25 protein-coding genes are annotated in these 26031 nt (G+C 64.0%); 13 read left to right on the forward strand and 12 right to left on the reverse strand.

Annotated elements, in window-relative coordinates; all coding sequences use genetic code 11:
• Positions 1-209: 209 nt before the first annotated feature.
• Positions 210-587, reverse strand: coding sequence for a hypothetical protein (locus tag E1956_RS29160; RefSeq protein ID WP_134755761.1), 378 nt, complete (start codon positions 585-587; stop codon positions 210-212).
• Positions 588-647: 60 nt separating this feature from the next.
• Positions 648-1052 carry a YidH family protein gene (locus E1956_RS29165; RefSeq protein ID WP_197732958.1) on the reverse strand — a complete coding sequence of 135 codons (405 nt, stop codon included), beginning with the start codon at positions 1050-1052 and terminating at the stop codon, positions 648-650.
• Positions 1053-1352: 300 nt separating this feature from the next.
• Here E1956_RS29165 and E1956_RS29170 point away from each other — a divergent pair, with 300 nt between their 5' ends.
• The 3 genes from E1956_RS29170 to E1956_RS29180 all read left to right on the forward strand — a co-directional run bounded on the left by E1956_RS29170 (position 1353) and on the right by E1956_RS29180 (position 5804).
• A complete protein-coding gene (locus E1956_RS29170; RefSeq protein ID WP_232072075.1) occupies positions 1353-2768 on the forward strand; it encodes an anaerobic sulfatase maturase in 1416 nt (471 codons plus the stop codon).
• 173 nt (positions 2769-2941) lie between these two features.
• The gene (locus E1956_RS29175; protein WP_134755765.1) at positions 2942-4432 is read left to right on the forward strand and encodes an arylsulfatase; all 1491 of its coding nucleotides are present in this window, start codon (positions 2942-2944) and stop codon (positions 4430-4432) included.
• Positions 4433-4619: 187 nt separating this feature from the next.
• On the forward strand, positions 4620-5804 hold the full coding sequence (locus E1956_RS29180) for an NRAMP family divalent metal transporter (RefSeq protein ID WP_232072077.1): 1185 nt from the start codon (positions 4620-4622) through the stop codon (positions 5802-5804).
• Here E1956_RS29180 and E1956_RS29185 read toward each other — a convergent pair.
• The 3 genes from E1956_RS29185 to E1956_RS29195 all read right to left on the reverse strand — a co-directional run bounded on the left by E1956_RS29185 (position 5801) and on the right by E1956_RS29195 (position 8718).
• Positions 5801-6427, reverse strand: a complete 627-nt coding sequence (locus E1956_RS29185; RefSeq protein WP_134755769.1) for an HD domain-containing protein — start codon at positions 6425-6427, stop codon at positions 5801-5803. The genes E1956_RS29180 and E1956_RS29185 overlap by 4 nt on opposite strands.
• 52 nt (positions 6428-6479) lie before the next feature.
• On the reverse strand, positions 6480-7529 hold the full coding sequence (locus tag E1956_RS29190; RefSeq protein ID WP_134755771.1) for a patatin-like phospholipase family protein: 1050 nt from the start codon (positions 7527-7529) through the stop codon (positions 6480-6482).
• A gap of 175 nt (positions 7530-7704) precedes the next feature.
• Complete coding sequence (locus E1956_RS29195; protein ID WP_134755773.1) at positions 7705-8718, reverse strand: fatty acid desaturase; 1014 nt, start codon at positions 8716-8718, stop codon at positions 7705-7707.
• A gap of 60 nt (positions 8719-8778) precedes the next feature.
• On the opposite strand from E1956_RS29195, the gene E1956_RS29200 reads away from it, so the two are divergent.
• Both E1956_RS29200 and E1956_RS29205 read left to right on the forward strand, forming a co-directional pair.
• The gene (locus E1956_RS29200; protein ID WP_134755776.1) at positions 8779-9603 is read left to right on the forward strand and encodes a phosphate/phosphite/phosphonate ABC transporter substrate-binding protein; all 825 of its coding nucleotides are present in this window, start codon (positions 8779-8781) and stop codon (positions 9601-9603) included.
• A gap of 256 nt (positions 9604-9859) precedes the next feature.
• Entirely contained in the window at positions 9860-11680 is a 1821-nt protein-coding gene (locus E1956_RS29205; protein ID WP_084688219.1) for a sigma-54-dependent Fis family transcriptional regulator, read from the forward strand.
• 47 nt (positions 11681-11727) lie between these two features.
• Here E1956_RS29205 and E1956_RS29210 read toward each other — a convergent pair whose 3' ends face one another.
• Positions 11728-12000: a hypothetical protein gene (locus E1956_RS29210; RefSeq protein WP_134755778.1), complete on the reverse strand. Its 273-nt coding sequence runs from the start codon at positions 11998-12000 to the stop codon at positions 11728-11730.
• Positions 12001-12597: 597 nt separating this feature from the next.
• Here E1956_RS29210 and E1956_RS29215 point away from each other — a divergent pair.
• The 8 genes from E1956_RS29215 to E1956_RS29250 all read left to right on the forward strand — a co-directional run bounded on the left by E1956_RS29215 (position 12598) and on the right by E1956_RS29250 (position 19565).
• A complete protein-coding gene (locus tag E1956_RS29215; protein ID WP_134755780.1) occupies positions 12598-12864 on the forward strand; it encodes a phenol hydroxylase subunit in 267 nt (88 codons plus the stop codon).
• 61 nt (positions 12865-12925) lie between these two features.
• A complete protein-coding gene (locus tag E1956_RS29220) occupies positions 12926-13984 on the forward strand; it encodes an aromatic/alkene monooxygenase hydroxylase subunit beta (RefSeq protein WP_134755782.1) in 1059 nt (352 codons plus the stop codon).
• A complete protein-coding gene (locus E1956_RS29225; protein ID WP_028220305.1) occupies positions 13977-14249 on the forward strand; it encodes an MmoB/DmpM family protein in 273 nt (90 codons plus the stop codon). Before E1956_RS29220 ends, E1956_RS29225 begins: the two co-directional genes overlap by 8 nt.
• Before the next feature lie 23 nt (positions 14250-14272).
• Positions 14273-15880 carry an aromatic/alkene/methane monooxygenase hydroxylase/oxygenase subunit alpha gene (locus tag E1956_RS29230; protein WP_134755784.1) on the forward strand — a complete coding sequence of 536 codons (1608 nt, stop codon included), beginning with the start codon at positions 14273-14275 and terminating at the stop codon, positions 15878-15880.
• Between the two features lie 68 nt (positions 15881-15948).
• Positions 15949-16311 carry a phenol hydroxylase subunit P4 gene (locus tag E1956_RS29235; protein WP_134755786.1) on the forward strand — a complete coding sequence of 121 codons (363 nt, stop codon included), beginning with the start codon at positions 15949-15951 and terminating at the stop codon, positions 16309-16311.
• A gap of 30 nt (positions 16312-16341) precedes the next feature.
• Positions 16342-17415 carry an NADH:ubiquinone reductase (Na(+)-transporting) subunit F gene (locus tag E1956_RS29240; protein ID WP_134755788.1) on the forward strand — a complete coding sequence of 358 codons (1074 nt, stop codon included), beginning with the start codon at positions 16342-16344 and terminating at the stop codon, positions 17413-17415.
• A 37-nt stretch (positions 17416-17452) separates the two neighbouring features.
• On the forward strand, positions 17453-18355 hold the full coding sequence (gene catA, locus E1956_RS29245; RefSeq protein WP_134755790.1) for a catechol 1,2-dioxygenase: 903 nt from the start codon (positions 17453-17455) through the stop codon (positions 18353-18355).
• A gap of 118 nt (positions 18356-18473) precedes the next feature.
• On the forward strand, positions 18474-19565 hold the full coding sequence (locus tag E1956_RS29250; protein ID WP_134755792.1) for a porin: 1092 nt from the start codon (positions 18474-18476) through the stop codon (positions 19563-19565).
• A 302-nt stretch (positions 19566-19867) separates the two neighbouring features.
• Here the strand turns inward: E1956_RS29250 and E1956_RS29255 are convergent, their stop codons facing one another.
• From E1956_RS29255 to E1956_RS29280, 6 genes are all read right to left on the reverse strand, one after another.
• On the reverse strand, positions 19868-20230 hold the full coding sequence (locus tag E1956_RS29255) for a BON domain-containing protein (RefSeq protein WP_134755794.1): 363 nt from the start codon (positions 20228-20230) through the stop codon (positions 19868-19870).
• A gap of 73 nt (positions 20231-20303) precedes the next feature.
• Positions 20304-21371 carry a porin gene (locus E1956_RS29260; RefSeq protein ID WP_232072079.1) on the reverse strand — a complete coding sequence of 356 codons (1068 nt, stop codon included), beginning with the start codon at positions 21369-21371 and terminating at the stop codon, positions 20304-20306.
• A 167-nt stretch (positions 21372-21538) separates the two neighbouring features.
• Positions 21539-23767, reverse strand: a complete 2229-nt coding sequence (locus tag E1956_RS29265; protein WP_134755796.1) for a xanthine dehydrogenase family protein molybdopterin-binding subunit — start codon at positions 23765-23767, stop codon at positions 21539-21541.
• On the reverse strand, positions 23764-24228 hold the full coding sequence (locus E1956_RS29270) for a (2Fe-2S)-binding protein (protein WP_134755798.1): 465 nt from the start codon (positions 24226-24228) through the stop codon (positions 23764-23766). The genes E1956_RS29265 and E1956_RS29270 overlap by 4 nt, the downstream gene beginning before the upstream one ends.
• 71 nt (positions 24229-24299) lie before the next feature.
• Complete coding sequence (locus E1956_RS29275; protein WP_134755800.1) at positions 24300-24722, reverse strand: DoxX family protein; 423 nt, start codon at positions 24720-24722, stop codon at positions 24300-24302.
• Positions 24723-24746: 24 nt separating this feature from the next.
• Positions 24747-25994: an MFS transporter gene (locus tag E1956_RS29280; RefSeq protein WP_134755802.1), complete on the reverse strand. Its 1248-nt coding sequence runs from the start codon at positions 25992-25994 to the stop codon at positions 24747-24749.
• Positions 25995-26031: the final 37 nt, after the last annotated feature.

The following is a 26031-nucleotide window of genomic DNA, read 5'->3' on the forward strand; positions in this document are numbered from 1 at the left end:
AGACCGGGATTCGTTCGACATGAGCGAGCGATCGCATTGCCCCTTCGGGCAATATCGTTGCCTCATTCCCTAATGGCGTTCGCGCTGGAACCAGGCAAAGCTTTAAGAGGTGCAACGTGGCAACGGGTCCGATCGAGCATTGCATCTGCTCGCCGCCACCGGACGAGCCCCACCTCGACCCAAAGCTTTCAATCAACAAACTGTGACATTCAGCGTTTCCTTGCAATTCTGGTAACTAGCCCGCGGACGATTACATAGGGAACAAGAGCAAGAATTAGCGCAACCAGCACGACTCCACCTGGGTAAATCCTGTGAAATGCAAAGATCTGAAATACAAGATCGAGCACCATCGCGAGAATGAAGATCTTGCCCACATTTCGCCAGCCGCTGCGAATCAGTTCGGCCTCACTGCGCGCGCCCGTGACAATCGCCTCGAAATAGGGTGTCCTGTGAAGTTTTGCATCGCGAAGGCCCGAACGAATGGCGAAAAAAGTTGCCATCGCGGGCTGAAAGATGACTCTCAGATGAAGCGGTCCGGTGACGCGATCCTGCATGTTGGAAACGACCCGCATCAAAAATTCGCTCACTCCCTTCTCCTTTCCACGGATATGCAAGGCGGCACCCAACCGAGTACGGATATCGCGCGGCTACATGATCCGTTCAACGACGCTGACAAAGAGAAAGGCTCCCGAAACCGCAAGAATCAACGCAATGACAAACGTCGGACGCCAGACGCTCCCGGCCCGGTAATCGCGCAGATCCGCAAGGGTACGCCAATATTCGATCGCACCCAGCACGAGCGAGCCGGTGCCCATGCCAATGAGAAAAAGACCCACGGTGCGGGCGCTATGCGGGTGAGAAAGCTGCCCGCCAGCCGCTTCGAAGCTCTGCAATACCTTGTAAATCGTGAAGCCGAAACTGATCATGGAAAGCGCAGTGCGCACCCATGCCATGAGTGTCCGGTCAGCGGCCATCAAGGTCCGTTTGGCCGCAAGGTCGGTGCGGTCGACTGCCAGTTCATTCGTCGAGCGCGGTGTGCCATTTTCCGTCACGTCATGCTCCTCATGTGTCGTCCCGCATTTGAATCGCGATTCAATGTGCATGCAGATCTGTTCATGTGCACCCCGGGAAAGATACCGGTGTTGGTGAAAAATTCAATATCCGATTCACAAAAATTTTTCGACGAAAGATATCGTTATTGCATTAAAAAATGACAGCAACCTTTCCAATTGAAATGAATGTCGAATCAGGAACGTATTGAGTGTTGCGAATACCCGCATCGTGATAGCCTTGCATCGCACACGGTGCAGGGGCAGCGAATTCACCAGTCGTACAGGCGTGGGGAGAGTGTCTTGAAGGATTCCAAAGCATTGCACGGTATCGCAGAGCAAAACAGCGCCGGTTTCATGCCCGCTGCTGTCCCAGCCGATAACGCACCTCCGGGATTTCATCTGCTGGCCAAGCCGAGTGGCTCGACCTGCAATATCGATTGCCAGTATTGCTTCTTCCTCTCCAAGGAAGCGCTCTATCCGAACGACCGTCACCGGATGTCCGAGGCGACGCTCGACGCCTATATCCGCCAGCTCCTCGAATCCCATCGCACCCCGCAGGTCACGGTCGCGTGGCAAGGCGGCGAGCCGACGCTGATGCGGGTGGACTTCTTTCGCCAGGCCGTCGCGCTCGTGGAAAAGTACCGCAAACCCGGCCAGATTGTGAAGCACACGTTTCAGACCAATGGGCTGCTGCTCGACGACGAATGGTGCGCCTTTTTCAAGGAGCACGATTTTCTCGTCGGACTGAGCGTCGACGGGCCCCGCGAGCTGCACGACACCTATCGCGTCGACCGGCAGGGCAACGGCACGTTCGATCTCGTGATGCGAGGCTGGCGGCTATTGCGCGAGCACGGCGTCGAATTCAATATTCTGTGCACCGTCAACGCGGCGAACCAGGCCCACGGCCGCGCCGTCTATCAATTCTTCCGCGACGAGCTGGGCGCGCGCTGGATCCAGTTCATTCCCATCATCGAGCGGGCCACGGAGCAGACGATACAACTCGCCAACCTCGGCTGGCGGGAACGTCCCGGGCACCAGCGCGTGCTCTACACGCAGTCCGGCAATATCGTGACGCAACGCTCGGTCGGGCCGCGCCAGTACGGCCAGTTCCTCGTCGATATCTTCGAGGAATGGGTGCGCCACGACGTCGGCAGCGTTTATGTGCAGCTATTCGACGTGACGCTGGAAGCCATGTTCGGCCGTCATCTGCTGTGCATTCACGCGCCTGTCTGCGGCCAGGGCCCGGCGCTCGAATACAACGGCGACCTCTATTCATGCGATCACTTTGTCGAGCCCGGCTACAAGCTCGGCAACATTCATGAAACGCACATGAGCACCCTGATGGCCTTGCCCGCACAGCGTGAGTTCGGCGAAGCCAAGCGCGATTCGCTCACGCAGCAGTGCCAGCGCTGCGAGGTCAGGCCGCTATGCAATGGTGGCTGCCCCAAGGACCGCTTTGCGCTCTCGCGCGAGGGCGAACCCGGGCAAAACTATCTTTGCGCCGGGCTCGAACTGTTCTTCACCCACACGCGCCCCGCCATGCAGAAGATGGCCCGGCTATTCAGTGCGGGCCGGCCGCCTGCCGACGTCATGCCGCTGATGAAAGCCGACGACAAGCGCCGCGACCCGTACAGCCCCTGTTCGTGCGGCAGCGGCCGCAAGTTCCGCTTCTGCCATGGCAGCACGGTTCGCGGGGCGGCCGCCGTGGCCGGTTGAAATCGGCTGAAAGCGATGGCGCAAGTCCTGATGCAGCGCTTCGAGCCACGGGCGTTACGCCAAAACGCATTTGAGTAGCAGCGGGGCCGCTTTGGAAGTCGTCTGTACGTATCGGCCAGTTTGTCGGGAATCCTCCCGATCAATGAAACAGTACCGAGCGAAGGAGAAATAGCATGGCCAGCAAGTTGCCGAATATCCTGATCCTGTGGGGTGACGATATCGGGTGGTGGAACATCAGTTACAACAGCCGTGGACAGATGGGCTACCGCACACCCAATATCGATCGCATTGCTAACGAAGGCGCGGCGTTCACCGACTACTACGCGCAACAGAGCTGCACGGCGGGCCGCGCAGCCTTCATCACCGGCCAGAATCCGATCCGCACGGGTCTCACGAAGGTCGGCATGCCGGGCGCCGACATTGGCCTGATGGCCGAAGATCCCACCATCGCGGAGTTGCTCAAACCGCTCGGTTACGCCACCGGGCAGTTCGGCAAGAACCACCTCGGAGACAAGGACGAGTTCCTGCCGACGATGCACGGCTTCGACGAGTTCTTCGGCAATCTTTATCACCTGAACGCCGAGGAGGAACCAGAAGATCCGGACTACCCGAAGAACCCCGAGTTCAAGAAGCGCTTCGGGCCGCGGGGCGTGCTGCACTGCTGGGCCGACGGCAAGGGCGGGCAGAAGGTCACGGACACCGGTCCGCTCACGAAAAAACGCATGGAGACGATCGACGAGGAGACCACCGCTCACGCGCTCACGTTCATCGACAAGGCGCACAGCGAGGACAAGCCGTTCTTCATGTGGTACAACACCACGGCCATGCACTTCCGGACGCACTGCGCCGAGAAGCACAAGGGCAAGAGCGGCCAGGGCGACTATAACGACGTGATGGTCGCGCACGACGAGAACATCGGCAAAATGCTGGCGAAACTCGACGAGCTGGGCATTGCCGACAACACCTTCGTCATGTACTCGACCGACAATGGTCCGCACTACAACAGCTGGCCCGACGCGGGCATCACGCCGTTCCGTTCCGAGAAGAACACCAACTGGGAAGGCGGCTGGCGCGTGCCCGCCTTCGTGCGCTGGCCCGGCAAGATCAAGGCGGGCTCGGTGTTCAACGGCATCGTTGCGCACCAGGACTGGCTGCCCACGATACTGGCCGTGGCCGGGGTGCCCGACATCAAGGAGAAGCTGGTCCAGGGCTATCAGGCCGGCGAGAAGACGTTCAAGGTGCATATTGACGGCCACAACCTCGCGCCTTATCTGAGCGGGCAGACCGACAAGAGTCCGCGCGAGAGCTTCTTCTACATCAGCGACGACGGCGACATACTTGGCATCCGCATGAAGGACTGGAAGATGGTCCTGCGAGAGCAGCGCGCAACACGGCTTCAGTGCTGGTCGGAGCCGTTCATCCCGCTGCGCATACCCAAGATGTTCAATCTGCGCCGGGACCCGTTCGAGCGTGCGGATGAAAACTCCAACACGTACTATGACTGGATGATTTCCCACGCCTATCTGATCTACGCCATGCAGGCCGTTGTGGCGAGCGAAATCGACGAGTTCAAGCACTTCCCGCCTCGCCACAAGGCGGCGTCGTTCAACCTCGATGCCGTCATGCGGCAACTGGAAGACGTCGGCGGTAGCGCAGGCCACTGATTCTCCTGCGAAGCCGCAGCGATGCCGCGCATTTCCGGCGCGGCATCGCGCCTTGGTGTCTGCTCATCGAACCTGTTTCGTCACGATGCAATCTATCGCCCCTTCCCTGCTCCACCGCTTGCGCGCACGCCTGTGCGTATCGCCATCGCTGTGGCGCGCTTTGGTCCGCGCGGCACGATCGACCGCGTTGTGGGGACCCGGCATCCTCGTGATGCTCGCCGACTGCGATGCGGGCAACGTCGTCACGGCGGCGCAAAGCGGTGCGCGCTGGGGCGTGCGCCTCATGCCGCTGCTGCTCGCGCTAATTCCGCTGCTCTACATGATTCAGGACCTCAGCGTGCGGCTGGGGATCTTTACCGGCGAGGGACACGGCGAACTGATCCGCAAGCGCCTTGGGCCCGTGTGGGCATGGCTCGCCGCGTTCGGGCTGCTGGTGGCCGTGCTCGGCTCGCTCGTCACCGAGTTCACCGGCGTCGCCGGTGTCGGCGAGATGTATGGGGTCTCGCGCAATCTCACGCTGCCCCTCGCCGTGTGCGTTCTGCTCGGCGTCGTGCTCACGGGGTCGCACAAGCGCGTCGACCGCATCGCGATGCTGATCGGCGCACTCGAGCTCTCGTTTTTCGCGGTGGCCTGGCATGCTCACCCCGATGCCAGCACGCTCACACAGCAGTTACGCGACTTGCCGCTCACGCACCCGGAGTTTCTCTGGCTCGCGGCAGCGCTGATTGGCGCGACCTTCAACCCCTGGATGGTGTTCTATCAGCAGGCCGCCGTGGCGGACCGAAAGCTGAGCGCGCGCGACTATCCGGCTGCCAGGCTCGAAACGGCCGTGGGCGCGGTGCTAACGCAATTGCTGACCGCCGCCATCCTCGTGGCGGCGGCCGCCACGCTTGGGCATCAGGCCGGTACGCAAGGCGTGCAAAGCGTGGGCGACATCAGCACGGCGCTGTCCGCCGCGTTCGGCTCGCGACTCGGACGGCTGCTGTTTGGCGCCGGCGTGCTGGGCGCGTCGCTGGTCGCCGCCATCGTCTGCTCGCTGGCGCTCGCGTGGGGACTCGGCGAGGTCGCGGGCTACAAGCGCTCGCTCGAGCAGCGCCCGGCCAGCGCACCGTGGTTCTACGGCATCTACGCAGCCGCGGTGGCAAGCAGCGCTTTCATCGTCTGGCTGGCACCGAACCTCGTTTCGCTGAACGTCGGGGTGCAGGTCGTCAACGCGGTGATGCTGCCGCTCGTGGCCGGCCTGCTGGTCGCGCTCTCGTTCGTGGCGCTGCCTGATGCGCATCGGCCGAGCAACGCCTATCTGTGGCTCGTGTGCGCCTGCGTGGCCGTCGTGAGCATCGCGGGACTGGCGGGAGCCGTGGCGGGCATCTAGCCGTGCCACAACGGCGGCGCCTGCAAGCCGACCCGCCACGCGAGGTTCTCTCTCGCGCGCGCTTCGCAGCGCGCATAAAAATAATCGGTCTGATAGATGCGCGGCCGCGCAAGCCAGCCGCCCAGAATCCGCCGTTCCTGCTGGTCGTACGCGAGATCGTCGAGATCCGGGCGCTCGGCACGCAAGCGCGCGCCGTTCTCGCGGAACCGGCTGCGCGGCGCCCCCAGCGTCGCAAGGTCGATGTCGCACGCGTAGCGCTCGTCTAGCTCGTCCGGCACGCCGGTATGGCGGGTCGTGAGGATGATCGCGCCAATGCGCTCGCGCGCCGCGATCCCGTCGCCGGCCCAGTGCCGGAACCAGTCCGCGCTGCGTTGCTCGTTGTCCCGCGCGCCCGGCACGTAAATGACATCGTGGCACCACAGCGCAAGCTCCACGACATCGGGATGGGGAATCGCGTCGCGCGCCAGATCGAAATCGCGCAGGCAGCGGCGTACGTGACGCAACGTGTGATAGTGGCGTACCGGCTCGCCATAGCATTGCGCAAGATCCGCATAGACCGCCTCGGCGCGCGTGCCGCCGTTGCGCGACCACAGCGAGACGAAACGTGCCTGCGTCCCGTTCATCCCTGCTCCTTTCCGCGCGGGCCGGCCACGAGGGCCGCCACCGCCGCGATGCTCAGAGAAACTCCCTGCGGATGTCGATGCTCGAACGCTGGCCGATATTCGCGTAGTGCTGCATCAGCCACGCATCGGCTTCGCGCCGCCCGTTGTCACGCAGTTCGCAAAGGAAGCTCCAGTCGGCGTTGTACTTGCTCGACACGCTGAGCGCGCACATCGCGGCGTCCGAGCGGATCGAGTGAATCAGCATCTCCTTCATCTCGTCGCGGTCGACCTTGCCTTGCTGGATCAACTCGGTGACGAACGCGATCGCGCGCATTTCGCGCATCAGCGAGGAATTGAAACTGATCTCGCTGATGCGGTTGAGAATCTCGGCGGCCGTGACCGGCACGCCGCGGCGCACGAGCGGGTTGATATGGACGATGATCACATCGCGCGTCGTGCCATGGTAAATCAGCGGATAGATAGCGGGATTGCCCATGTAGCCGCCGTCCCAGTAGTGCTCGCCGTCGATCATGACCGCCTGGAACAGCGTCGGCACGCATGCGGACGCAAGCACGGCGTCGGCGCAGACATCCTCGCCCGTGAACAGCCGGATCTTGCCGGTCTCCACGTTGGTCGCGCACACGTAGAGCGGGATCGGGCACGCCTTGCGCAGCGCGGCAAAGTCGACCTGGCTTTCGAGCACTTCGCGCAAGGGATTGAGGTTGTGCGGATTGAACTGGTACGGCGAGAACACGCGCAGCATCATGTCCGCGAACGCATAGAGCGGCGAATGGTCGAGCCCGAAGCTGTGCGTGCCCTTGAGCCAGGGCACCCAGCGCAGCGGGTTATAGCGCTCGGCCGACTGCGAGATCGCGTGCCAGAAGTCGTGCAGCGCCTGCCGCGCGCCCTCCTCGCCGCCCTTGAGCAGCCCGTACGCGAGCACGGCGCCGTTCATGGCCCCGGCGCTGGTCGCACTGACGCCCTGGATCGAGAGCCTGCCGTCTTCGAGCAGCCGGTCGAGCACGCCCCACGTGAACGCGCCGTGCATCCCGCCGCCCTGCAAAGCCAGCGCGATCGGCTTGGGCGCCGCCTGCTCGTGGCTTCTTGTTTGCTTCGTCGCCATATGCCCTCTCCTCGGCCCGTGCGGATCGGCGCACTACCCCGCGTCGAGGCGCTCCCTCGCCTCGCGCAAGCGGACTGAAAAGAAAGCGGTGGCCGCCAGCGCTTCGGTGAGCAAAGCCCTGTGCCATTATGCGCTGCATTTCGCGATCGGCCGACGACTCGCGCCACGCTTTCGCTCAGCCGGCCGCGGGCCGTTGCGCGGCGGCCCGCTGGGCCGCCGCCGCACTCGCGCTCGCGCGCGGCCAGTACGGATGAACCGGCGCGTCCGTGGCGCGCCACGCGTAGAGGCGCAACAGCTCGCGGTAGCCGCCACGAATCACGAAATGTCCACTTTTGACCGCATAGGCGTCGCGGCGCAGCCGGTACGCGCCGGGCAGGCAATACCAGGCGAGCGAGGGCAAGTCGTGGTGCACGAGGTGATAGTTGTTGTTGAGGAACAGGAGCCGCATGACGAAGCCCGCCTCGTTGATGACGATGCGCGCCTTCGGATCGGGCGCCGCGCGATGCTCGTAGAGCGAGCGGATGGTCGCGAGCGACAGCGCGGGCCAGCTCACGGCGAGCAGGTAGTACCACCACGGCACGCCGGCCCACCGGTCGAGCGCCGCGAGCAATGCGGCAACGCACAGCAGATGCGCCAGCCACATCGGCGCGTAGCGGCGGTCGCGCTCGCGCAGCGCGCGCCACGCCGCCGCGAGCACGGCGGCGGCGCTCATGGGCGGCCCCACCACCATCCTGCCGACGAAGCGCTTGCGCGCGTGCCACAAGGCGCGGCGCCATGCGGGCCAGCGGCGCCAGCGCGCGGCGGGCACGTAGTTGCTCTCCGGATCGAGCCCGGGCAGCGTGAGCGCCTCGTCGCGATGATGTTCGAGATGGGTGTCGCGATAGAGCGTGTAGGGGAACCAGATGGCCAGCGGCGGGTAGCCCAGCAATTTATTCAGGGCTGCGAAGCGCGTGGGATGGCCATGCAGCAGCTCGTGCTGCATCGACATGTGCAAGGTGCACAGCACGACGAGGAGCGGCGTGGCGGCACCCAGCGAGAGCGTATGGGCGCGCACGAGCAGCACGGTGGCGGCCCAGCCGCCATAGACGGCGGCGATCAGCAGCCAGGTCGGCCATTCGGTGCGAGCGGTCAGGCTCGCCTCGAGCGCGGCGACCTCCCGCGCATGCTCCGCGTCGAAATATTCAGCCATGGTTTGCCTGATTCAATTCATTAGCCGGCACAGTGGCCCGCAATTGCCTACACTTGCACGATGAGCCACTGGATCGCCGCCCTGCCGATGTACAACGTGACGCCGCACCACGGCGCGCTCTGGCGCGCCCTGCTGCAGGACGCCCTCGAAATCTTTGCGCAGGCCGGCGGCCCGCGCGACGTGGCCGTGCTCGATGCGCCCGGCGACGACCTGCTCGCGCTTTGGCGCCGCCCCGATCTGCTGCTCTCGCAGACTTGCGGCTTCCCGTATCGCGTGCTCGGCCTCGCGGACGCCGTGCAACTGCTCGCGACGCCGGCCTTCGACGCCGAAGGCTGCGAAGGCGCGCATTACCGCAGCACGCTCGTGGTCTCGGCGCACGCCGCATCGCAGGGCGCCGTCACGCTCGCCGACTGCCGCGGCTTGCGCGCCGCCTGTAACGGCCGCGATTCGCACAGCGGCATGAATGCGCTGCGCCACGCCGTGGCGCCGTATGCGCGCGAGGGCCGCTTCTTCTCCTCGGTCGCGTGGGTGGGCTCGCATCTGAACGCCTTGCGCGCGCTCGGCGCGGGCGAGGCCGACGTGGCCGCGATCGACTGCGTGACGCTCGCCTACGTGCGCGACGCCCTGCCCGAGCTGCTGCGCGACGTGCGCATGATCGGCGCAACGGCGCTCGCGCCCGGCCTGCCCTTCGTCGCTTCGCGTGCGCTGCCCGCCGGGGACGCAACACGCCTGCGCGACGCGCTCGACCTTGCCTGCGCCGCCGATGCGGCGCGCGCGAAGGCGCTGCGCCTGCGCGGCTTCGTGCGCCTTGCGAGCGCCGATTACGCCGCCATCCAGCTATGCGCCGACGAGGCCCGCGCGCTCGGCTATCCGGAGCTCGCATGAGCGCGACTCAGCCTGCAATCTAACAACGAACGCCACGCAGGCAAAACGAGCGTTTGACACATCGATATTCCCCGGCGTGGCAAACCGGCATGCGAGCCCCGAATGTGTCGAAATGAGCGAATTTCACGCGATTTTCGCGATTTCCAGTCGCTCAAAACAGCATCGGGGAATATCCGTAAAGACAAGGCGCCACTGAGGCAGTGCACTATGCAAAGGGAATGCGCGCATTCGGCATGGCACGGGAGAGCGAAACGGAATGGTGGATACAGAGAAAAGAGCACACGCGCAGGGCGATCCGATGAAGCTGGTCACGCCCAAGGGCGCGCGCGTGGATAGCGTGCGTTACCCCGATATCGCGGACCTGATGTCGCGGCTGCGTTTTTCGCCCGGTGACGGACGCATCTGGCTCGACGACCAGCGCATGGTGCTGCTGCACACGGAGTCGATCGGCACGCTGCGGCGTGAGCTGATTGAAAGCCTCGGCATCGACACCGCGCGGGGCCTGCTCACGCGCATGGGCTACAACTCCGGCGCGCGCGACGCGGAGCTCGCGCGACGCGTGCGCCCCGACAACAGCATCATGGACATGTTCTCGGTGGGCCCGCAGCTGCACATGCTCGAGGGACTCACGGCGGTCGAGCCCGTGCATGTCGAAATCGACGTGGAAAAAGGCCTCTATCACGGCGAGTTCATCTGGAAGAACTGCTCCGAGGACGAAGAGCACGTGCGCATTTACGGCATCGGCGTGGAGCCGGTCTGCTGGACGCAGATCGGCTACGCGTGCGGCTACACGAGCGTCTTCATGGGGCGGCCGATTCTCTACCGCGAGGTCGAGTGCCGGGGCCTCGGGCAGCCGCACTGCCGCATCATCGGCAAGCCGATCGAGGAATGGGGCGACGAAGCTGCCAACGACCTGCGCTTCCTGCAGGCACAGTCGTTCACCCAGGGGCTTTCCGCCGGCAGCGCGCGGCGCGGCGGCGTGGCCGATCTCGGCCAGCGCCCGACGCCCACGGCGTTCGGCGACAGCAACATGGTGGGCGCGTCGCCCGGCTTCAACGCGGTCTGCCACATGATCCGCCGCGTGGCCGACACCAAGGCCACGGTGCTCTTTCTCGGCGAGAGCGGCGTGGGCAAGGAAGTGTGCGCACGCACACTGCACCGGATCAGCCGCCGCAACGATGGGCCTTTCGTGGCCGTGAACTGTGCGGCGATACCCGAGGCGTTGGTCGAGTCGGAGCTGTTCGGCGTGGAGAAAGGCGGCTTCACGGACGCCACGCAGAGCCGCCCGGGCCGCTTCGAGCGGGCGCATGGCGGCACGCTCTTTCTCGACGAGATCGGCATCCTGAGCCCGACCGCCCAGGGCAAGCTGCTGCGCGCGCTACAGGAAGGCGAGATCGAGCGCGTGGGCGACACGCAAACGCGCCGTGTCGACGTGCGCGTGGTGGCCGCGACCAATCTCGATCTCAAGGACGAAATACGCGCCGGGCGCTTTCGCGAAGACCTCTATTTCCGCCTCAATGTGTTCCCGATTCGCGTGCCTTCGCTGCGCGAGCGGCGCGAGGATCTGCCCGTCCTGCTCAATCACATGCTGCACAAGTACCGCGAATTGCACGGACGGCCCGTCACGGGCTTCACGAGCCGCGCGATCGATGCGCTGCTGAGCTACGGCTGGCCGGGCAATATTCGCGAGATGGAGAACATCGTCGAGCGGGGCGTGATCCTCGCGCCCGAAGGCGGCGCGATCGACGTCGGGCATCTGTTCATTAGCGGGGAGACCCTCGAGTCCTCGCTGTTCGGCCTCGATACGAGCGGTGCGCTCTCGCCTTCCGGCTCGCTGCTCGCGCAGATGGAAAGCCAGGCCGGCACCGAGGTGGACCGCGTGAGCCGCAAGGTCAACAGCCTGCTCATGGGGCTCGGCGGCGACGTGGAGCCGACTTCGCTCGACGACATCGAGTCCGCGCTGCTCAAGAGCGCCGTGCGTCAGGCCGACGGCAATCTCTCCGCGGCGGCTCGCACGCTGGGGATCACGCGCGCCCAGCTCGTGTACCGGTTGAAGAGCCGCGGATTGCGGGTTTGAATGCGGCGATGCACATGGGTGCGGGGCGAAACCCGGCGGCGCCGGGATCAGGCCGCCTCGCCAAAAATCCGCACTACAGGGCTCACGTCGCTCGGCGGGAAGATGTACCACGCGCCGTCGTCATGGCGAAAGAAGAAGAGCCCCACCTCGCTCGCCATGCCAAGGGCGCGAATATAGACGCAGCGCCGCTTGTTTCCGCGCCCATTCGCGTGTTCACCTTGGCGCCCATGCGCGTAGCGCGTCACCTCGACCAGCGTGTCCGGCCGCAGGGCGAGCCATTTGTCGGCTATGGCCCGCAGCGACTGCCTTGTCCCGTCCATCTTCGTCTCCTTCGCGCCTGCCACAGTGCTTGATGATTTGCACTGAACCTCGCCGGCACACCCCATGACGCAATCACCGTGCCAATTGCGGCCCGCTAGCGGCAACGGCCGGACAGCGCCGTGCGATCCGCGCCAGACGCCCGCCCGGCAAGGCGCTGCGCAAGCTTGCGCTCAAGTCAGACGAAATCCCGCCGGCGTCACGTCGCTGACGCAATGGCTCAAATGAGCAACACCCTGCCTCGGCGATGCGCCGCGAATGGATCAATTCGTCACGTGCAGCGGCATCCGCGCGCGCTGCGTCGTGCTCGAGCGTCCGGGTTATTCCCGATGCTCGTTTGATCGACAGAATTGCTCCCTGCTTCCGCCGGTTTTGATCACTTGATCGAATCGCGAATCGCGGCTCGCTCACGCGTCGCATTGGCGTTCGCGCGCCTGCTCGCGCCAGAGCCTTGAAGCAAAAGCGTTTTTCAGAGATCGCGCGACTCCGCGCGGCACTCGCGCAGCGCGCTGGCCCGCACATTGCGTATAGAGAGCCACACGCGGCCCGCCAGACGAAAAGATGCAGCGCAGCCACACACCCACTCAAGGAGACAAGCCGTGAGCGAAACGCAAACACCACTGGGGCGGCCGTTCGACGTCTCGCAGCGCTACGTGCGCTTGCGGGAGCACCGTGCGGATGGCTTCGTGGCGTTCGACTTTTCGATCGGCGACCCGCGCATCTGCGTGGAGCTCGTCATGCGCGAAGCCGACTATCGCGCTTTCTGCCACACACACGAAGTGGAACATCTGAGCGGAGAAGACGGCGTCGCGCTCGATGCGGAAGAACTCAAGTGGCGCTACGGACTGCCTGGCATTTCACAGTGAGCGCAATGAGCGCACCGGTCAGACGCTGAGCCCGATACCCAACTACACGGAGGAGCACACGATGCAAATCGATATCAAGACCACGGCGGTGCAGCCGATACGCCAGACGTTCTCGCACGTCGCGCGCCGCCTGGGCGCCGACAAGCCCGCGTCGCGCTATCAGGAGGCCACGCTGGATCTGCAGCCCGAGGCGAACTTCCACTATCGTCCGCTCTGGCAGCCCGAGTACGAGCTCTACGACACGCGCCGCACGGCAATCCGCATGAGCGACTGGTACGCGTTCAAGGACCCGCGCCAGTACTACTATGGCGCCTACACGATCGCGCGCTCGCGCCAGCAGGAGATGATGGAGAAGAACATCGAGTTCGTCACGCGCCGCGCGTTGCTGAGCGGATTGCCCGACGAACAGAAACAGGCGATTGCCGCGCTGATGGTGCCGCTGCGCCATGTCGAGTGGGCTGCGAACACGAACAACTGCTATGTCACGGCCTACGGCTGGGGCACGGCCATCACCCAGGCCACCATGTATCACAGCATGGACCGTCTCGGCCTCGCGCAATACCTCTCGCGCGTGGGCCTGCTGCTCGACGGCAACCAGGGCACCTCGCTGGAGCAAGGCAAGGCAAGCTGGCTAAACGATCCGGTGTGGCAGCCGCTGCGCCGGCTCGTGGAGGACCTCATGGTCGTGCGGGACTGGTTCGAGACCTTCGTTGCACAAAACGCCGTGCTTGACGGCTTGCTCTATCCGCTCGTCTACCGTCACGCCGACGCGCATCTCTCGGCGCAATGCGGCGCCGGCCTCGGCATGCTCAACGAGTTCGCCATCGGCTGGTTCGACGAAACGCTCCGCTGGGTGGACGCCACGCTCAAGACCGCCGCCGCGGAGTCGCCCGACAACGCCCAGCGACTCGCGCAATGGGTCGTGCGCTGGCGCGAGCGCACGCTCGAAGCGTTGCGGCCGATTGCGCGCGAAACACTGGGGGCTACACAAGGCGATGCGGCTCTCGCCGAAGTCGATGCCGCTTTCGCGGCGCGCATGACGAAGCTCGGCATCGACACCGCGGCTCAGGCCGACACGGCCCGCACCGAAGCCCTTGCCAAGGAGGCCAGCCATGTCTGATACCGTCTTTATCGCCTTCCAGACCAACGACGATTCGCGCCCGATCATCGAGGCCATCGCCGAAGACAACCCGCATGCCGTCGTGAACGCCATGCCCGCCATGGTGAAGATCGATGCGCAAGGACGGCTCGTGATCCGGCGCGAGTCCATCGAGGCGCGCATCGGCCGCGCGTTCGACCTGCGCGAGCTGCAGCTGAACCTGATCTCGCTCTCCGGCAACATCGACGAAACCGACGACGAATTCATCCTCGCGTGGAATAACTGAGAGAAGGAAAGAGGAGCACGAACATGACTAACGCCACCAATACAGTAAGCATGCCTAAGAAGCTCAGCATCAAGGAAAACTATGCGCTGCTCACGCGCGGCCTTGCCTGGGAAACCACCTATCAGCCCATGGACGCGATCTTCCCCTACGACCGCTTCGAAGGCATCAAGGTGCACGACTGGGACCGCTGGGAAGACCCGTTCCGCCTCACGATGGACGCCTACTGGAAGTATCAGGGCGAAAAGGAGCGCAAGCTCTACGCGATCATCGACGCGTTCCAGCAGAACAACGGCCAGTTCAACGTGACTGACGCGCGCTATATCAACGCGCTCAAGCTGTTCCTGACGGGCGTGAGCCCGCTCGAGTACGCGGCGCACCGTGGCTTCGCCCTGGCGGGCCGCAACTTCCGAGGCGCGGGCGCGCGCATTGCCTGCCAGATGCAGGCGATCGACGAGCTGCGCCACGCGCAGACCCAGGTGCACACCATCAGCCAGTACAACAAGTACTTCAACGGCTTTCACGACTTCAAGCACATGCACGACCGCGTGTGGTACCTCTCGGTGCCGAAGTCGTACTTCGAAGACGCCATGAGCGCCGGGCCGTTCGAGTTCGTCACCGCCATCTCGTTCTCTTTCGAATATGTGCTCACCAATCTGCTCTTCATGCCGTTCATGTCGGGGGCGGCGTTCAATGGCGACATGGCGACGGTCACGTTTGGCTTCTCGGCGCAATCGGACGAATCGCGGCACATGACGCTCGGCCTCGAAGTGGTGAAGTTCCTGCTCGAACAGGACCCCGGCAATGTGCCCATCATCCAGAAGTGGATCGACAAGTGGTTCTGGCGCGGCTATCGCCTGCTCACGCTCGTGGCGATGATGATGGACTATATGCTGCCCAAGCGCATCATGTCCTGGCAGGAGGCGTGGGAAACCTATTTCGAGCAGAACGGCGGCGCGCTGTTTCATGACCTCGAACGCTACGGCATCCGCCTGCCGAAGTATCACGACGTGGCCGCCAAGGAGAAGGACCGCCTCTCGCACCAGGCGTGGGGCATCTTCTACAACTACACGCACGCAGCGGCCATCCATACGTGGATTCCCTCCGACGACGAAATGGACTGGCTCGCCCAGAAGTATCCGCGCACGTTCAACCAGCTTTACCGGCCGCGTTACGAACACTGGCGCCGCGAGCAGCAGGAAGGCAGGCGCTTCTACAACAACTCGCTGCCGATGCTGTGCCAGATCTGCCAGATTCCGATGGCCTTCACCGAGCCCGACGATCCGACGAAGACCTGCTACCGCGAGAGCGACTACCTGGGCAACAAGTTCCACTTCTGCTCGGACGGCTGCAAGGACATCTTCGACAACGAGCCGCAGAAGTACGTGCAGGCGTGGCTGCCCGTGCACCAGATCCACCAGGGCAACTGCTTCGAGCCCGACGTGGACCCCACGGCCAGCGACTTCGACCCGATGCGCGAAGTGCTGCGCTACTACCACATCACCCCGGGCGCGGACGGTCACGAGTTCGACGACTCGCCCGACTGCGCGAACTGGCGGCGCTGGACCGGCAAGCCCGCACACGGCGGCGAGACCGCGACGGACGAGGCCACGCCATCCGCACGGGCTGCCTGAAGGCATTCAAAGTCAGTCCAAGCCGCATCGAGCCGCGCAAAAGCGGCGACTATCGAAGGAGACAGATCATGGCCGTAATCGCATTGCACGAAGACTACGCGGGGCCCATGCGCGACCGCGTCGAGAATTTCCACGGCAACCAATTGCTGTATGTGGGCTGGGACGATCACCTGGTGTTCTGCGCGCCGCACTGCATCGCCGTGCAGCCGTCGATGACCTTCGACGCGCTCGCGCGCGACGTCATTCCCGCGATGTATAGCGCGCATCCCGACTGGCCCTCGGTGCGCGCCGAGTCGATCGAGTGGTATCGCGGCAGCGAGCGTTTCGCGCCGGACTTCGACGCGAGCCTTGCTGAGAACGGGCTCGGCCACAAGGCCGTGCTGCGCCTGCGCACGCCGGGCCTCACGGGCATCGGCGGCTCGTGCAGCTAGCCGCCGGCCAAGCAGAAGGAGCTGAGCATCATGAGCTATCAATTGACCATCGAGCCCATCGGCCAGACTATCGAGATCGAAGAGGATCAGACGATGCTCGACGCCTGCCTGCGAGCGGGCGTCTGGCTGCCGCACGCGTGCTGCCACGGTCTGTGCGCGACCTGCAAAGTCCAGGTCGTGGACGGCGATGTGGAGCACGGCGAGGCCTCGCCGTTCGCGCTGATGGACTTCGAGCGCGACGAGGGCAAGTGCCTCGCGTGCTGCGCGCGCGTGCAGTCCGATGTAACGATCGAGGCCGACATCGACGAGGACCCCGACGCGCGCCACTTCCCGGTGCGCGACCACGTGGGGCGCGTTGCTGAAGTGGTCGATCTCACCCCGACCATCAAGGGCATCTTCGTGGAGCTCGAAGGCGCCGGCATCGAGTTCCAGGCGGGCCAGTACGTGAACGTGCAGATTCCGGGGGAAAGCGTGCCACGCGCGTTCTCGCTTGCGGGGGAACCCGGCGAGCAAGGCGCGAGCGCGCGCATCGAGCTCAACGTGCGCATCGTGCCGGGCGGCAAAGGCACGACGTATCTGCACGAGCAACTGAAGCCCGGCGACGCGCTGCGCTTCGCCGGCCCGTTCGGCCGCTTCTTCGTGCGCCGCTCCGACCCGCAGCCCATCATCCTCATCGCGGGCGGCTCGGGGCTCTCGAGCCCCAAGTCGATGCTGCTCGACCTGCTCGCGCAAGGCGAGTCGCGCCCGATCACGCTGCTCTACGGCGCGCGCAGCCGCGCCGAGCTCTACTACCACGACCTCTTTCGCGAGCTCGAGCAAGCCCACCGGAACTTCAGCTACGTGCCCGCGCTTTCCGACGAGCCCGCCGATTCGTCTTGGGACGGCTTTCGCGGCTACGTGCACGACGCGGCGCGAACGCATTTCTCGGGCGATTTTCGCGGCCACAAGGCGTATTTGTGCGGGCCGCCTCCGATGATCGAAGCCGCCATCCGCACGCTCATGCAGGGCCAGCTTTTCGAACGCGACATCTATACCGAGAAGTTCCTCACGCATGCGGACGGCGAGCAGGCCGCCGCGCGAAGCCCGCTTTTCAAATCGATCTGATCACAGAACCCGCCCCCCACTATCAGGAGACGACATCATGAATCATCAGGCCATCGACGCCCTGCTCGCCAAAATCAGCGCGCCCACCACGGGCGAGCCACAGGCACGGACCAAATCGATCGTTGATCGCATCGTGCGCGACCTGTTCTACACGATCGAAGACTTCGACGTGACGCCCGACGAATTCTGGACCGCCCTCAACTATCTCGCCGCGGCGGGGCCGGAGCTGGGCCTCATTGCGGCGGGACTCGGCTTCGAGCATTTTCTCGACGTGCGCCTCGACGAAGCGGAGGCGAAGCTCGGGCTCGAAGGCGGCACGCCGCGCACGATCGAAGGGCCGCTCTATGTGGCGGGCGCACCAGAGTCGGCTGGGCATGCGCGCATCGACAACGGCACGAGCCCCGGCGAAACGCTGCTCATGCGCGGCCGCGTGCTGGGCGAGGATGGCGCGCCGGTTGCCGGCGCGCTCGTCGAGGTGTGGCACGCGAATCATCTCGGCAACTACTCGCACTTCGACGCGACGCAGCCGCCCTTCCATCTGCGCGCGTCGATCCGCACCGGGGCCGACGGAAGCTACAGCTTCCGGAGCATCGTGCCCGTGGGCTACAGCGTGCCGCCCGCCGGCAAGACCGAGCAGTTGCTGGACGCGCTCGGGCGCCACGGTCACCGCCCCGCGCATATCCATTTCTTCGTTCGCGCGCCGGGTCATCGCACGCTCACCACGCAGATCAACATCGACGGCGACCCGCATCTGTGGGACGACTTCGCTTTCGCCACGCGCGACGGCCTCGTGCCCGAAGTGAAGCGCCACGGCCCGGGCGACGGCAAGGCCGTGGGCATCGACGGCCAGTTCGCGCTGATCGACTTCGACTTCAAGCTCTCTCGCGAGCGCGCCGAAGCGCCCGCCAGCGAAGTCGCACGCGCTCGCGCAGCGGCCTGACAAGCCGGATAAACGCATCAGCAAGGCGGACCGCATGACGCTGAACTCCGTGTGGTCCGCCTGACGTTCGCCGCAATTTATTAAGGATTCCAATTTAAATCAGATTCGGAGGAGACAGATGGTCCGTATTGTCAATCTGCGTAACACCGCCGCGCTTGCGACCGGGCTGCTGCTGGCCGGCGCCGCGCACGCGCAAGGCAGCGTCACGTTATACGGCGTGCTGGACGCCAGCCTGCTGTACCTGAGCAAGACCGAGAACCCCACCACGGGCGCCAACGGCGGCAAGTTCATCGGCTTCGGCGACAGCGGCTATTCGCCCTCGCTTTTCGGGCTCAAGGGCACCGAAGACCTCGGCGGCGGCCTGAAGGCCAACTTCACGCTGGAAAGCGGCATCAACATGGGCACCGGCGGCTTCAACGATTCGAACGGCAACCTGTTCGGCCGCCAGGCGTGGGTGGGCCTCAGCGGGGGATTCGGCGACGTCAAGCTCGGCCTGCAATACTCGCCGCTCTTTCTGGCGCTCTACGACCTCGATCCCCGCCTTTCGCTCACGGGCAGCTCGCTATTGCCGTGGCTGAACAATGTGGCGGCCACCGGCATTTTCACGCGCAACGCCGTTTCTTATAGCAGCCCGCAGTTCTACGGGTTCCAGGGCAGCGTGCTGTACGCGTTCGGCAACGTGGCCGGAAATTTCCAGGCCGGCAAGCAGGTTTCCGCGAGCCTCAAATACCAATGGCAGGACCTGATGGTGGAGGCCGCGTATTTCGACAGCAACGCGAGCCCAGCCGCCGATACCGTGCCGCCCACCGACGTGCCCTTCGAAGGCCGCCTGATTGGCGCCTCGTACAAGATCGGCAGTCTCACCGCCAAGGCATCGTTCACGAGCTTTCGCGTGAGCGGCGGCCCGAGCAACAACCTCTACGGCGGCGGACTCGACTACATGCTCACGCCGAGTGTCGACCTGAACGGCGGCGCGTGGTACATGACGGACCGCAACGAGAGTTCGAGCCATGCGGTCCTTGGCTCGCTTGGAGCTTCGTATCTGCTCTCGAAACGTACGACGCTCTACGCTCAGGTTGGCGTCGTGCACAACGACGGCAATGCGCGCCTCGGGCTCGTGACGGGCGAAGGGCTCTCTTCGTCCAACACGATCTTCGCGCCGTCCGGCACGACCACCGCCGTGGATCTCGGCATCCGGCAGACGTTCTGAGCGCTGACGGCTGACGCAGTCGTGCGTTCAAGCGCCGTCTCCTGCACGCCCCTTCACGGGGCGTGCCGCCCTCGCCCCCCCGTGCGCGATCTTGCCTGCCCTGCGTTTCACAGACGCATGTGTTCATGTTCACCTCGCCCGATTCGCCAGCGTCGAGCCGGGTTGGCAGTTAGTTGCATTACCAGGACGGGAGAAACGCACACAACAAACTGCGTGAATGGACGAAGGTTCGCGCACGCCCTCCGCCATTCACGCACCATCAGAAATTACGCGTTGTTGAAAAGTCCTTTTAAAAGCGCATCTCAGTTTGTCTGCTGCAAGGTCAACTGGTTCTCCACTGATTTGACTCCCGGCACCGCCCTCACCACGGACTCCACTCGCGATCTCTGCTCGGAACTTTCCAGTCTGCCTCGCAGGAGCACGGCACCATCCTTCACGCCCACCATCACTTCGGACGCGTCAATCCCTTTGGTGTGTACAAGTTGCTTGCGTATTTGTTTCGCCAATGCCTTGTCATCCGCACTTGGATGGGCATATTGGCGTCGCGTGGAAACGCTCGCCTGCGACGATCCCTGATCGGGCATCGTCTGCGCTGCGGCGAAACAGGACCAGACAGCGGCCACACAAACTATCGACTGAAGCGTGATATTTTTAATCATTTCCATTCCCCATTTCGAGGAGCCTGAAAGCTCCACGGCTATTGGTTCAGATTCGCGCCCGAATACCTCTCACACGCTTTTAAAAATAATGCCTGATCCCGATACCCACGCCTGTTGCGGTTCCCGCCGACAGGCCGCTCACGCCCGAGGTGATCGACAGACCGGTCCCCATGTTCCCCTTGTTGTTGACCACCGCGACCTGACCGTACAACGTCGTTCGAATCGAGAGGTTGTACTCGACCCCGGCGCCAAACAGCAAGGACTTATTGGCCGTTACGTTCCGGTCGAATAATGCATACACGCCTGCGCTGACCACCCAGAATGGGCTCAGATTCGCACGGCCGCCAATGCTGTAGACGCTCACGTTAGACAGCGCGGAATCGATCGACGGGTTCCTGAAGTTACTGAATGCGGCACGCAATGTCGTGGACCCGAGCGTGTAACCCACGCCAGCCGTCCAGGCTCTTGTCGTGACTTCGCTGAGCACCGGATCTCGTGCCTCGTAGTATGCGAGGTCCGCCGATACGCCATAGTGGTTGTAGTTGAGCGCCGCGGACAGACGTCGACCCGCGTTGAAACTGCCCGCCACGCCTCCTGGGGCGTATTCGAACTGGGCGTCCAGACCTGCAATGGTCGGCGTGAGGTAGGTAATGGCGTTGCTATCGAACAGCCCATTGATCCTGATGAGCTGAATATACGGAACAGCCATACTTCCCGTAAAGGACGTTTCATAAGGCGACGAGGACCGCGGATCAGACCGGATCTCGGCAATCACAAATGGCGAGAATTGCAGGCCTGCGCGGAGGCGTCCATAGTCGTCGTTTTGAACCTCGACGAACGCGCGGCGGCCAAATAGATTGCCGTTCGAATTCGAAAACTTTCCGGAGGTCACGCTGAAACCGTCTTCTAGCGCAAATCCAACGTGCGTGCCGCCACCTATATCCTCTTCTCCCTTGATCCCGAAGCGCGACGGCGACAAGCCACTATCCATCAGTTGCAGATCTTGCCCCTTTCCGCCCGGCGACTTCGTCGTAAAGAAGAGTCCTACGTCTAGCGCCCCGTACAAGGTCACAGAGCTCTGCGCCCACGCTTCACCCGCCATCAGCGACGAAATCAATCCAGCAGCGCATAAAGTTGCCATTCTCATTTCACGTCTCCATCGATTTTGTCTATTTATTCAATAAAAAACCACTACTCACGCATCGCCTTAGTCTTGTTATTTATTCGCATGCCTAATTATTAATAGCAGTCAATGCCATCCCGGACGACCTTGTCGTTAACCTTCCGTGCTCCCGCGTCTGTGCGGCCGAAGCGTCAGACCAGGCGTTCCAGAATCTTTTCCGGCGACAAAGGCAAGTCGCGCACGCGGGCACCCGTTGCATTCGCCACGGCATTAGCCAGCGCAGCGCCCGTCGGACCGATGGAGCACTCGCCAGCGCCAAGCGACGCTTCCTCGGTCCGCTCGAGCAGCGCGATTTCGATCGGCGGCACCTCCGCAAAGGACAGGATCGGATAGTCCTGCCACCGGCGCGTCGTAATCTCGGATCGGCTGAACGTGACGCGTTCCTTGAGCGTCCAGCTCAGTGACTGAATGATTCCCCCCTCGATCTGATTCTTCACGCCGTCGGGATTGATCACGCGGCCCACATCAATCGCTGCGGTCACGTTCGTGACGTTGACAATGCCCGTGGTGCGCTCCACCTGGACATCGACGACGATCGCGGCGTACGCCCCGATGTTCTTGTACCGTGCATAGGCGAAGCCGCGTCCACGCCGCCCGTCGCCTTTCGCGCCGGTCTGCCATCCGGAGCGGCTCGCTGCTTCGCGAATGACGGCGATGGCACGCGGATCGCTGAGGTGCGACAAGCGGAATTCGACGGGGTCGGCGTTTGCCGCGAGCGCCAGCTCGTTCATGAACGACTCGATCGCGAACACATTGCCGTATGCGCCCAGCGAGCGCAGCGAGCTGTTGCGGATGGGTGCGTCCAGCAGCAGATGGTTGGTCACTCTCCTGCGCGGCAAATCATAGAGCGGCACTGCATTGCGATCGCCGTTGCCATAGGGCTGCGGAATCTCCGGTGGTGGCGAAGGCTGGAACGGCGTGGCGAGATGCCAGGCGGCCAGCAGATTCACGCCGCCGGGTTGGCCCGGCCGCTGCGCGTGCGAGTTGCTCCACACGTCATAGTTCCAGTCTGCTATCCGGCCATCGCTGGACAAGGCCGCATTCACGCGCATGACCATGGCGGGGCTGATCGGCGCCCACGCGAATTCGTCGTCGCGCATCCATTGGACTTTGACGGGACGCCCCGCTGCTGCACGCGCCAGCAGCGCCGCGTCGAGCGCGACATCGTCTGCGCCGTTATGCCCGTAACAGCCCGAGCCGGGAACGTGCACGACATCGACAGTGTTCGCGGGCATGCCGAGCACGGTGGCAAGATCGCCGCGCAGCGGAAACGCACCCTGCGTGTGGGACCAGACCGTCATGTGTCCGTTCTGGAGCAACGCGACGGAGCACGAGGGGCCAATCGATGCGTGTGACAGGTAGGGGCGCGAGTAGGTCGCCTCCAGGTGCCGCGCGGAATCGGGCGTCGGCGTATCCTGCCCGCCCTCGCTGATGACTTTATCTTTGCTGCGCCATTGAGGCAGCGCTGTTTGAAGCTGATCGACCTCCGGCAGCGCGACGAAGTCGGCGCTCCACTGCGCCCCGTCGATCAACGCACGCCGCGCGGCGATTGCCTGCTCTTCCCGCTCGGCGATCACACCGAGGAAGTCGCCATTGCGAACCACGGAGACAACGCCCGGCAAACGCATGACGGCGCCTTCATTCACGGAAACGAGCTTTGCACCATAGCGCGGGGGCCGCACGATACGGCCGAACAGCATGTTGGGCAGGCGCATGTCCTGGACGAACGCCGCCCCGCCTGTGAACTTCGCGGGCAGATCGATACGCGGCACCGATTGACCAACGAGCTTGTACGCCGCCGGGCGTTTCGCTGTGAAGCCTGCCGTCACCTCGCGCGTCAGCAGGTCCGGATTGTCCTTCACGATGTCCGCATACGTCATGCGCCGGCCGTCGGCGACCTGAATGACACCGCTTTCGACACGAAGGTCCGACTCCGCCACGCCGAGCCGCCGCGCGGCCGCTTCGAGCAGCACGGCCCGCGCCTCGGCGGCAGCGGCACGCAGCGCCGCGCCGCCTTGCTCGATCGATTGGCTGCCGTAGGTGTAAGTCTCGTTCGGGCTGCGGGACGTATCCGCCGATATCATGTGGATGCGCGCCATATCCACGTCGAGTTCGTCGGCAGCGATCTGCGCGAGCGCCGTGAGAATGCCTTGCCCCAGCTCGGCCTTGCCCGTGAAAATCGTCACCGTGCCTTCGACATCGACGCGAATCCAGCCGTCCAGCTTGCGATTGGCGCGAAGATCGGCGGGCAGGTCCGTAACCGCCTGAGCAAACGCGGACAGCGGCGCAAGCGAAAACGTCACGAGCACGGCCCCAGCCAATTTGCCGAACGCGCGCCGGGAAAGTCGAACCGTATTCATGCGCGCCACTCCTTCGCGGCGCGCTGGATTGCGCGGACAATCCGATTGTGCGTACCGCACCGGCACTTCTGGCCGGCCAGCTCGCGCCGTATCGTCTCCTGGTCGGGATTGGCATCGCGCTCCAGCAGGGCTTGCGCGGCGATCAACATCCCACTCGAGCAATAGCCGCACTGCGCGGCCTGCTCCGCCAGAAAGGCCTCCTGCAACAGGTGAAGCTGCTTGCCCTGACCCAAGCCTTCGACCGTTGTCACCCGAGCCGCCCCCACTGCGCCAACGGGAAATACACAGGAGTACGTTGCATCGTGGCCGACCAGTACCCTGCAGGCCCCGCACTGCGCCTCGCCACAGCCAAACTTTGGGCCGTTCAACTGGAGGTCGTTACGCAGCACGTAGAGCAGCGGCGTATCTGAAGCCACATTCAGAACGTGATGTTTGCCATTCACCGTGATCGAAACGCTCATGTCGAATCCCTATGCCTGAGAGACAGAAATTGTCAGGGTGCCGGGTGCGGCGACCCGATCCGTCCGAATGACTAGTGCAGAACGGCTGAACGCGCGGTCAAGGCCGCCCGTCCAAAGCGCGCATCCAGACTGAACGCGCCCGCGCCAAAATAGGTGATCTGCAGCAGGCCGCCAGCCATCGTCACGTTCTTGAGAAAATGAAACAGCTGATTCTGGTCCGCGAAGTGGCGGTGGAAGATCACCGCCGTAACCACGCAAAAGACGGCCATCACGAGCGAGACGAAGCGCACGCGATACCCCGACAGCAGCAGCAGGCCCCCGCCCAGTTCGACGATCACAGCGAAGGCGAACGCAAGCGGCGGCACCGGCAGACCGATGGCCTTGATAAGCCCGACGGTCGCGGCATACGATCCCAGCTTGCCCAGCCCGGTCATGACAAATGGCGCTCCAATCAAGATGCGCCCCAACAGCGGAAGAAACGTGTAACGCTCCATGATGATCTCCTTGATCTTGCAGGGTTATGCCGTACCGGCGCTCGCGCTGGTGTCCCCGGGCAAACCGTAGGAATAGGGACCCACGGCCAGGATGCAAACGCTGGCAATGGCGAGCGCCAGGCCGCATCCTGCAAAACCGGTGTCGTAGCTATGGAAGCGCGTAAACATCACCCCCAACAGCCATGGACCCAGGCCGGCACCGACGGTAAAGATGGAAAAGAACACGCCATACATCTGCCCGAAGCGCTTCAGGCCGAAATAGCGCGAAACGAAAAAGCCCACCATGTCGACTTCCGCACCGGCGGCGAGTCCGATCGCCACGATGCCCAGCACCGGATTGGAATGGCTTCCGAGCAGATAGAGACCGGCAATGGCGAGCGCGAAGAAGGTCGAGGCGACATAGGCTGCGAACACCCGATCCATCAGGTAGCCGGCCAGCAATCGTCCGGCCAGCCCCGCGGCGCCGGCGGCCGCCAGGACGCGCGCCGCCGAGCCCGGCGTCCAGCCCGAATCGACGAGCAACGGGACCACATGCACGAGGGCGCCGTTGACAGCCGTCGAGACCAGCAGCACGGCGATAGCGATGCACCAGAATGAGCGCAGCGCAACCGCCTCGCGAAGACCCAGACCGGGCCCGAGCGAACCCGGGCCGCGTTGCTGACTGACGCGCGGTTCCCGCACCAGCCACGCCACGGCCGGCAACGCTACCACCACGATCGCCGCGCCGAGGCCCAGATACGCGGCACGCCAGCCGAAGGTGCCGATGAGCCACTGAACATACTGCGGAATCAGCGCCGTACCCAGGCCGATGCCGCTCATCGCGACGCCGATGGCCAATCCGCGGCGGCGCTCGAAGTAGCTGGCGATCGACTTGACGTAGCCGATCGGGCTCTGGGCGGCGCCCGTCGCGCCTGTCAAAGCCGTGAGCGCGATGAACCACGGCAGCGTGGTGGTCCGGCCGATCAGCGCGACGTTGAGGCCGAACAGGCAAATCGCCAGCGCCTGGATGCGCCGCACGCCGAACTTGTCCATCAGCAAGCCAACGAAGGGAAGAGCCAGTGCCGACAGCAGCGCGCACAGCGCCGACGCGAAACCCAGCGACGCGCGGTTCCAGCCGAACGCCATCTGCAGCGGGCCCATGAAAACACCAAACGCAAACACGCTGATCGGCCCGTTTCCGACGATCAACCCGAGCGTACCGCCCACAGGTATCAACCAGTTCTCCCCGAAGCTGTCGGTCGCGCTCGACCAACCGTGTTCCGTTTGTTTCACCTGTCTCTCCCTACTTGATTACCGATGCCGGATCGGA

The organism is Paraburkholderia pallida (assembly GCF_004524855.1).
In the GTDB taxonomy this organism is placed as follows: Bacteria; Pseudomonadota; Gammaproteobacteria; order Burkholderiales; family Burkholderiaceae; genus Paraburkholderia; species Paraburkholderia oxyphila.

What these genes read in the sequence shown, in the direction of transcription:
- E1956_RS29175 (WP_134755765.1), top strand. Translation starts at nt 2,942, where the DNA reads ATGGCCAGCAAGTTGCCGAATATCCTGATCCTGTGGGGTGACGATATC.
- E1956_RS29185 (WP_134755769.1), bottom strand. Translation starts at nt 6,427, where the DNA reads ATGAACGGGACGCAGGCACGTTTCGTCTCGCTGTGGTCGCGCAACGGC.
- E1956_RS29190 (WP_134755771.1), bottom strand. Translation starts at nt 7,529, where the DNA reads ATGGCGACGAAGCAAACAAGAAGCCACGAGCAGGCGGCGCCCAAGCCG.
- E1956_RS29195 (WP_134755773.1), bottom strand. Translation starts at nt 8,718, where the DNA reads ATGGCTGAATATTTCGACGCGGAGCATGCGCGGGAGGTCGCCGCGCTC.
- E1956_RS29200 (WP_134755776.1), top strand. Translation starts at nt 8,779, where the DNA reads ATGAGCCACTGGATCGCCGCCCTGCCGATGTACAACGTGACGCCGCAC.
- E1956_RS29205 (WP_084688219.1), top strand. Translation starts at nt 9,860, where the DNA reads ATGGTGGATACAGAGAAAAGAGCACACGCGCAGGGCGATCCGATGAAG.
- E1956_RS29210 (WP_134755778.1), bottom strand. Translation starts at nt 12,000, where the DNA reads ATGGACGGGACAAGGCAGTCGCTGCGGGCCATAGCCGACAAATGGCTC.
- E1956_RS29220 (WP_134755782.1), top strand. Translation starts at nt 12,926, where the DNA reads ATGCAAATCGATATCAAGACCACGGCGGTGCAGCCGATACGCCAGACG.
- E1956_RS29225 (WP_028220305.1), top strand. Translation starts at nt 13,977, where the DNA reads ATGTCTGATACCGTCTTTATCGCCTTCCAGACCAACGACGATTCGCGC.
- E1956_RS29230 (WP_134755784.1), top strand. Translation starts at nt 14,273, where the DNA reads ATGACTAACGCCACCAATACAGTAAGCATGCCTAAGAAGCTCAGCATC.
- E1956_RS29235 (WP_134755786.1), top strand. Translation starts at nt 15,949, where the DNA reads ATGGCCGTAATCGCATTGCACGAAGACTACGCGGGGCCCATGCGCGAC.
- E1956_RS29240 (WP_134755788.1), top strand. Translation starts at nt 16,342, where the DNA reads ATGAGCTATCAATTGACCATCGAGCCCATCGGCCAGACTATCGAGATC.
- catA (WP_134755790.1), top strand. Translation starts at nt 17,453, where the DNA reads ATGAATCATCAGGCCATCGACGCCCTGCTCGCCAAAATCAGCGCGCCC.
- E1956_RS29250 (WP_134755792.1), top strand. Translation starts at nt 18,474, where the DNA reads ATGGTCCGTATTGTCAATCTGCGTAACACCGCCGCGCTTGCGACCGGG.
- E1956_RS29255 (WP_134755794.1), bottom strand. Translation starts at nt 20,230, where the DNA reads ATGGAAATGATTAAAAATATCACGCTTCAGTCGATAGTTTGTGTGGCC.
- E1956_RS29260 (WP_232072079.1), bottom strand. Translation starts at nt 21,371, where the DNA reads ATGAGAATGGCAACTTTATGCGCTGCTGGATTGATTTCGTCGCTGATG.
- E1956_RS29265 (WP_134755796.1), bottom strand. Translation starts at nt 23,767, where the DNA reads ATGAATACGGTTCGACTTTCCCGGCGCGCGTTCGGCAAATTGGCTGGG.
- E1956_RS29270 (WP_134755798.1), bottom strand. Translation starts at nt 24,228, where the DNA reads ATGAGCGTTTCGATCACGGTGAATGGCAAACATCACGTTCTGAATGTG.
- E1956_RS29275 (WP_134755800.1), bottom strand. Translation starts at nt 24,722, where the DNA reads ATGGAGCGTTACACGTTTCTTCCGCTGTTGGGGCGCATCTTGATTGGA.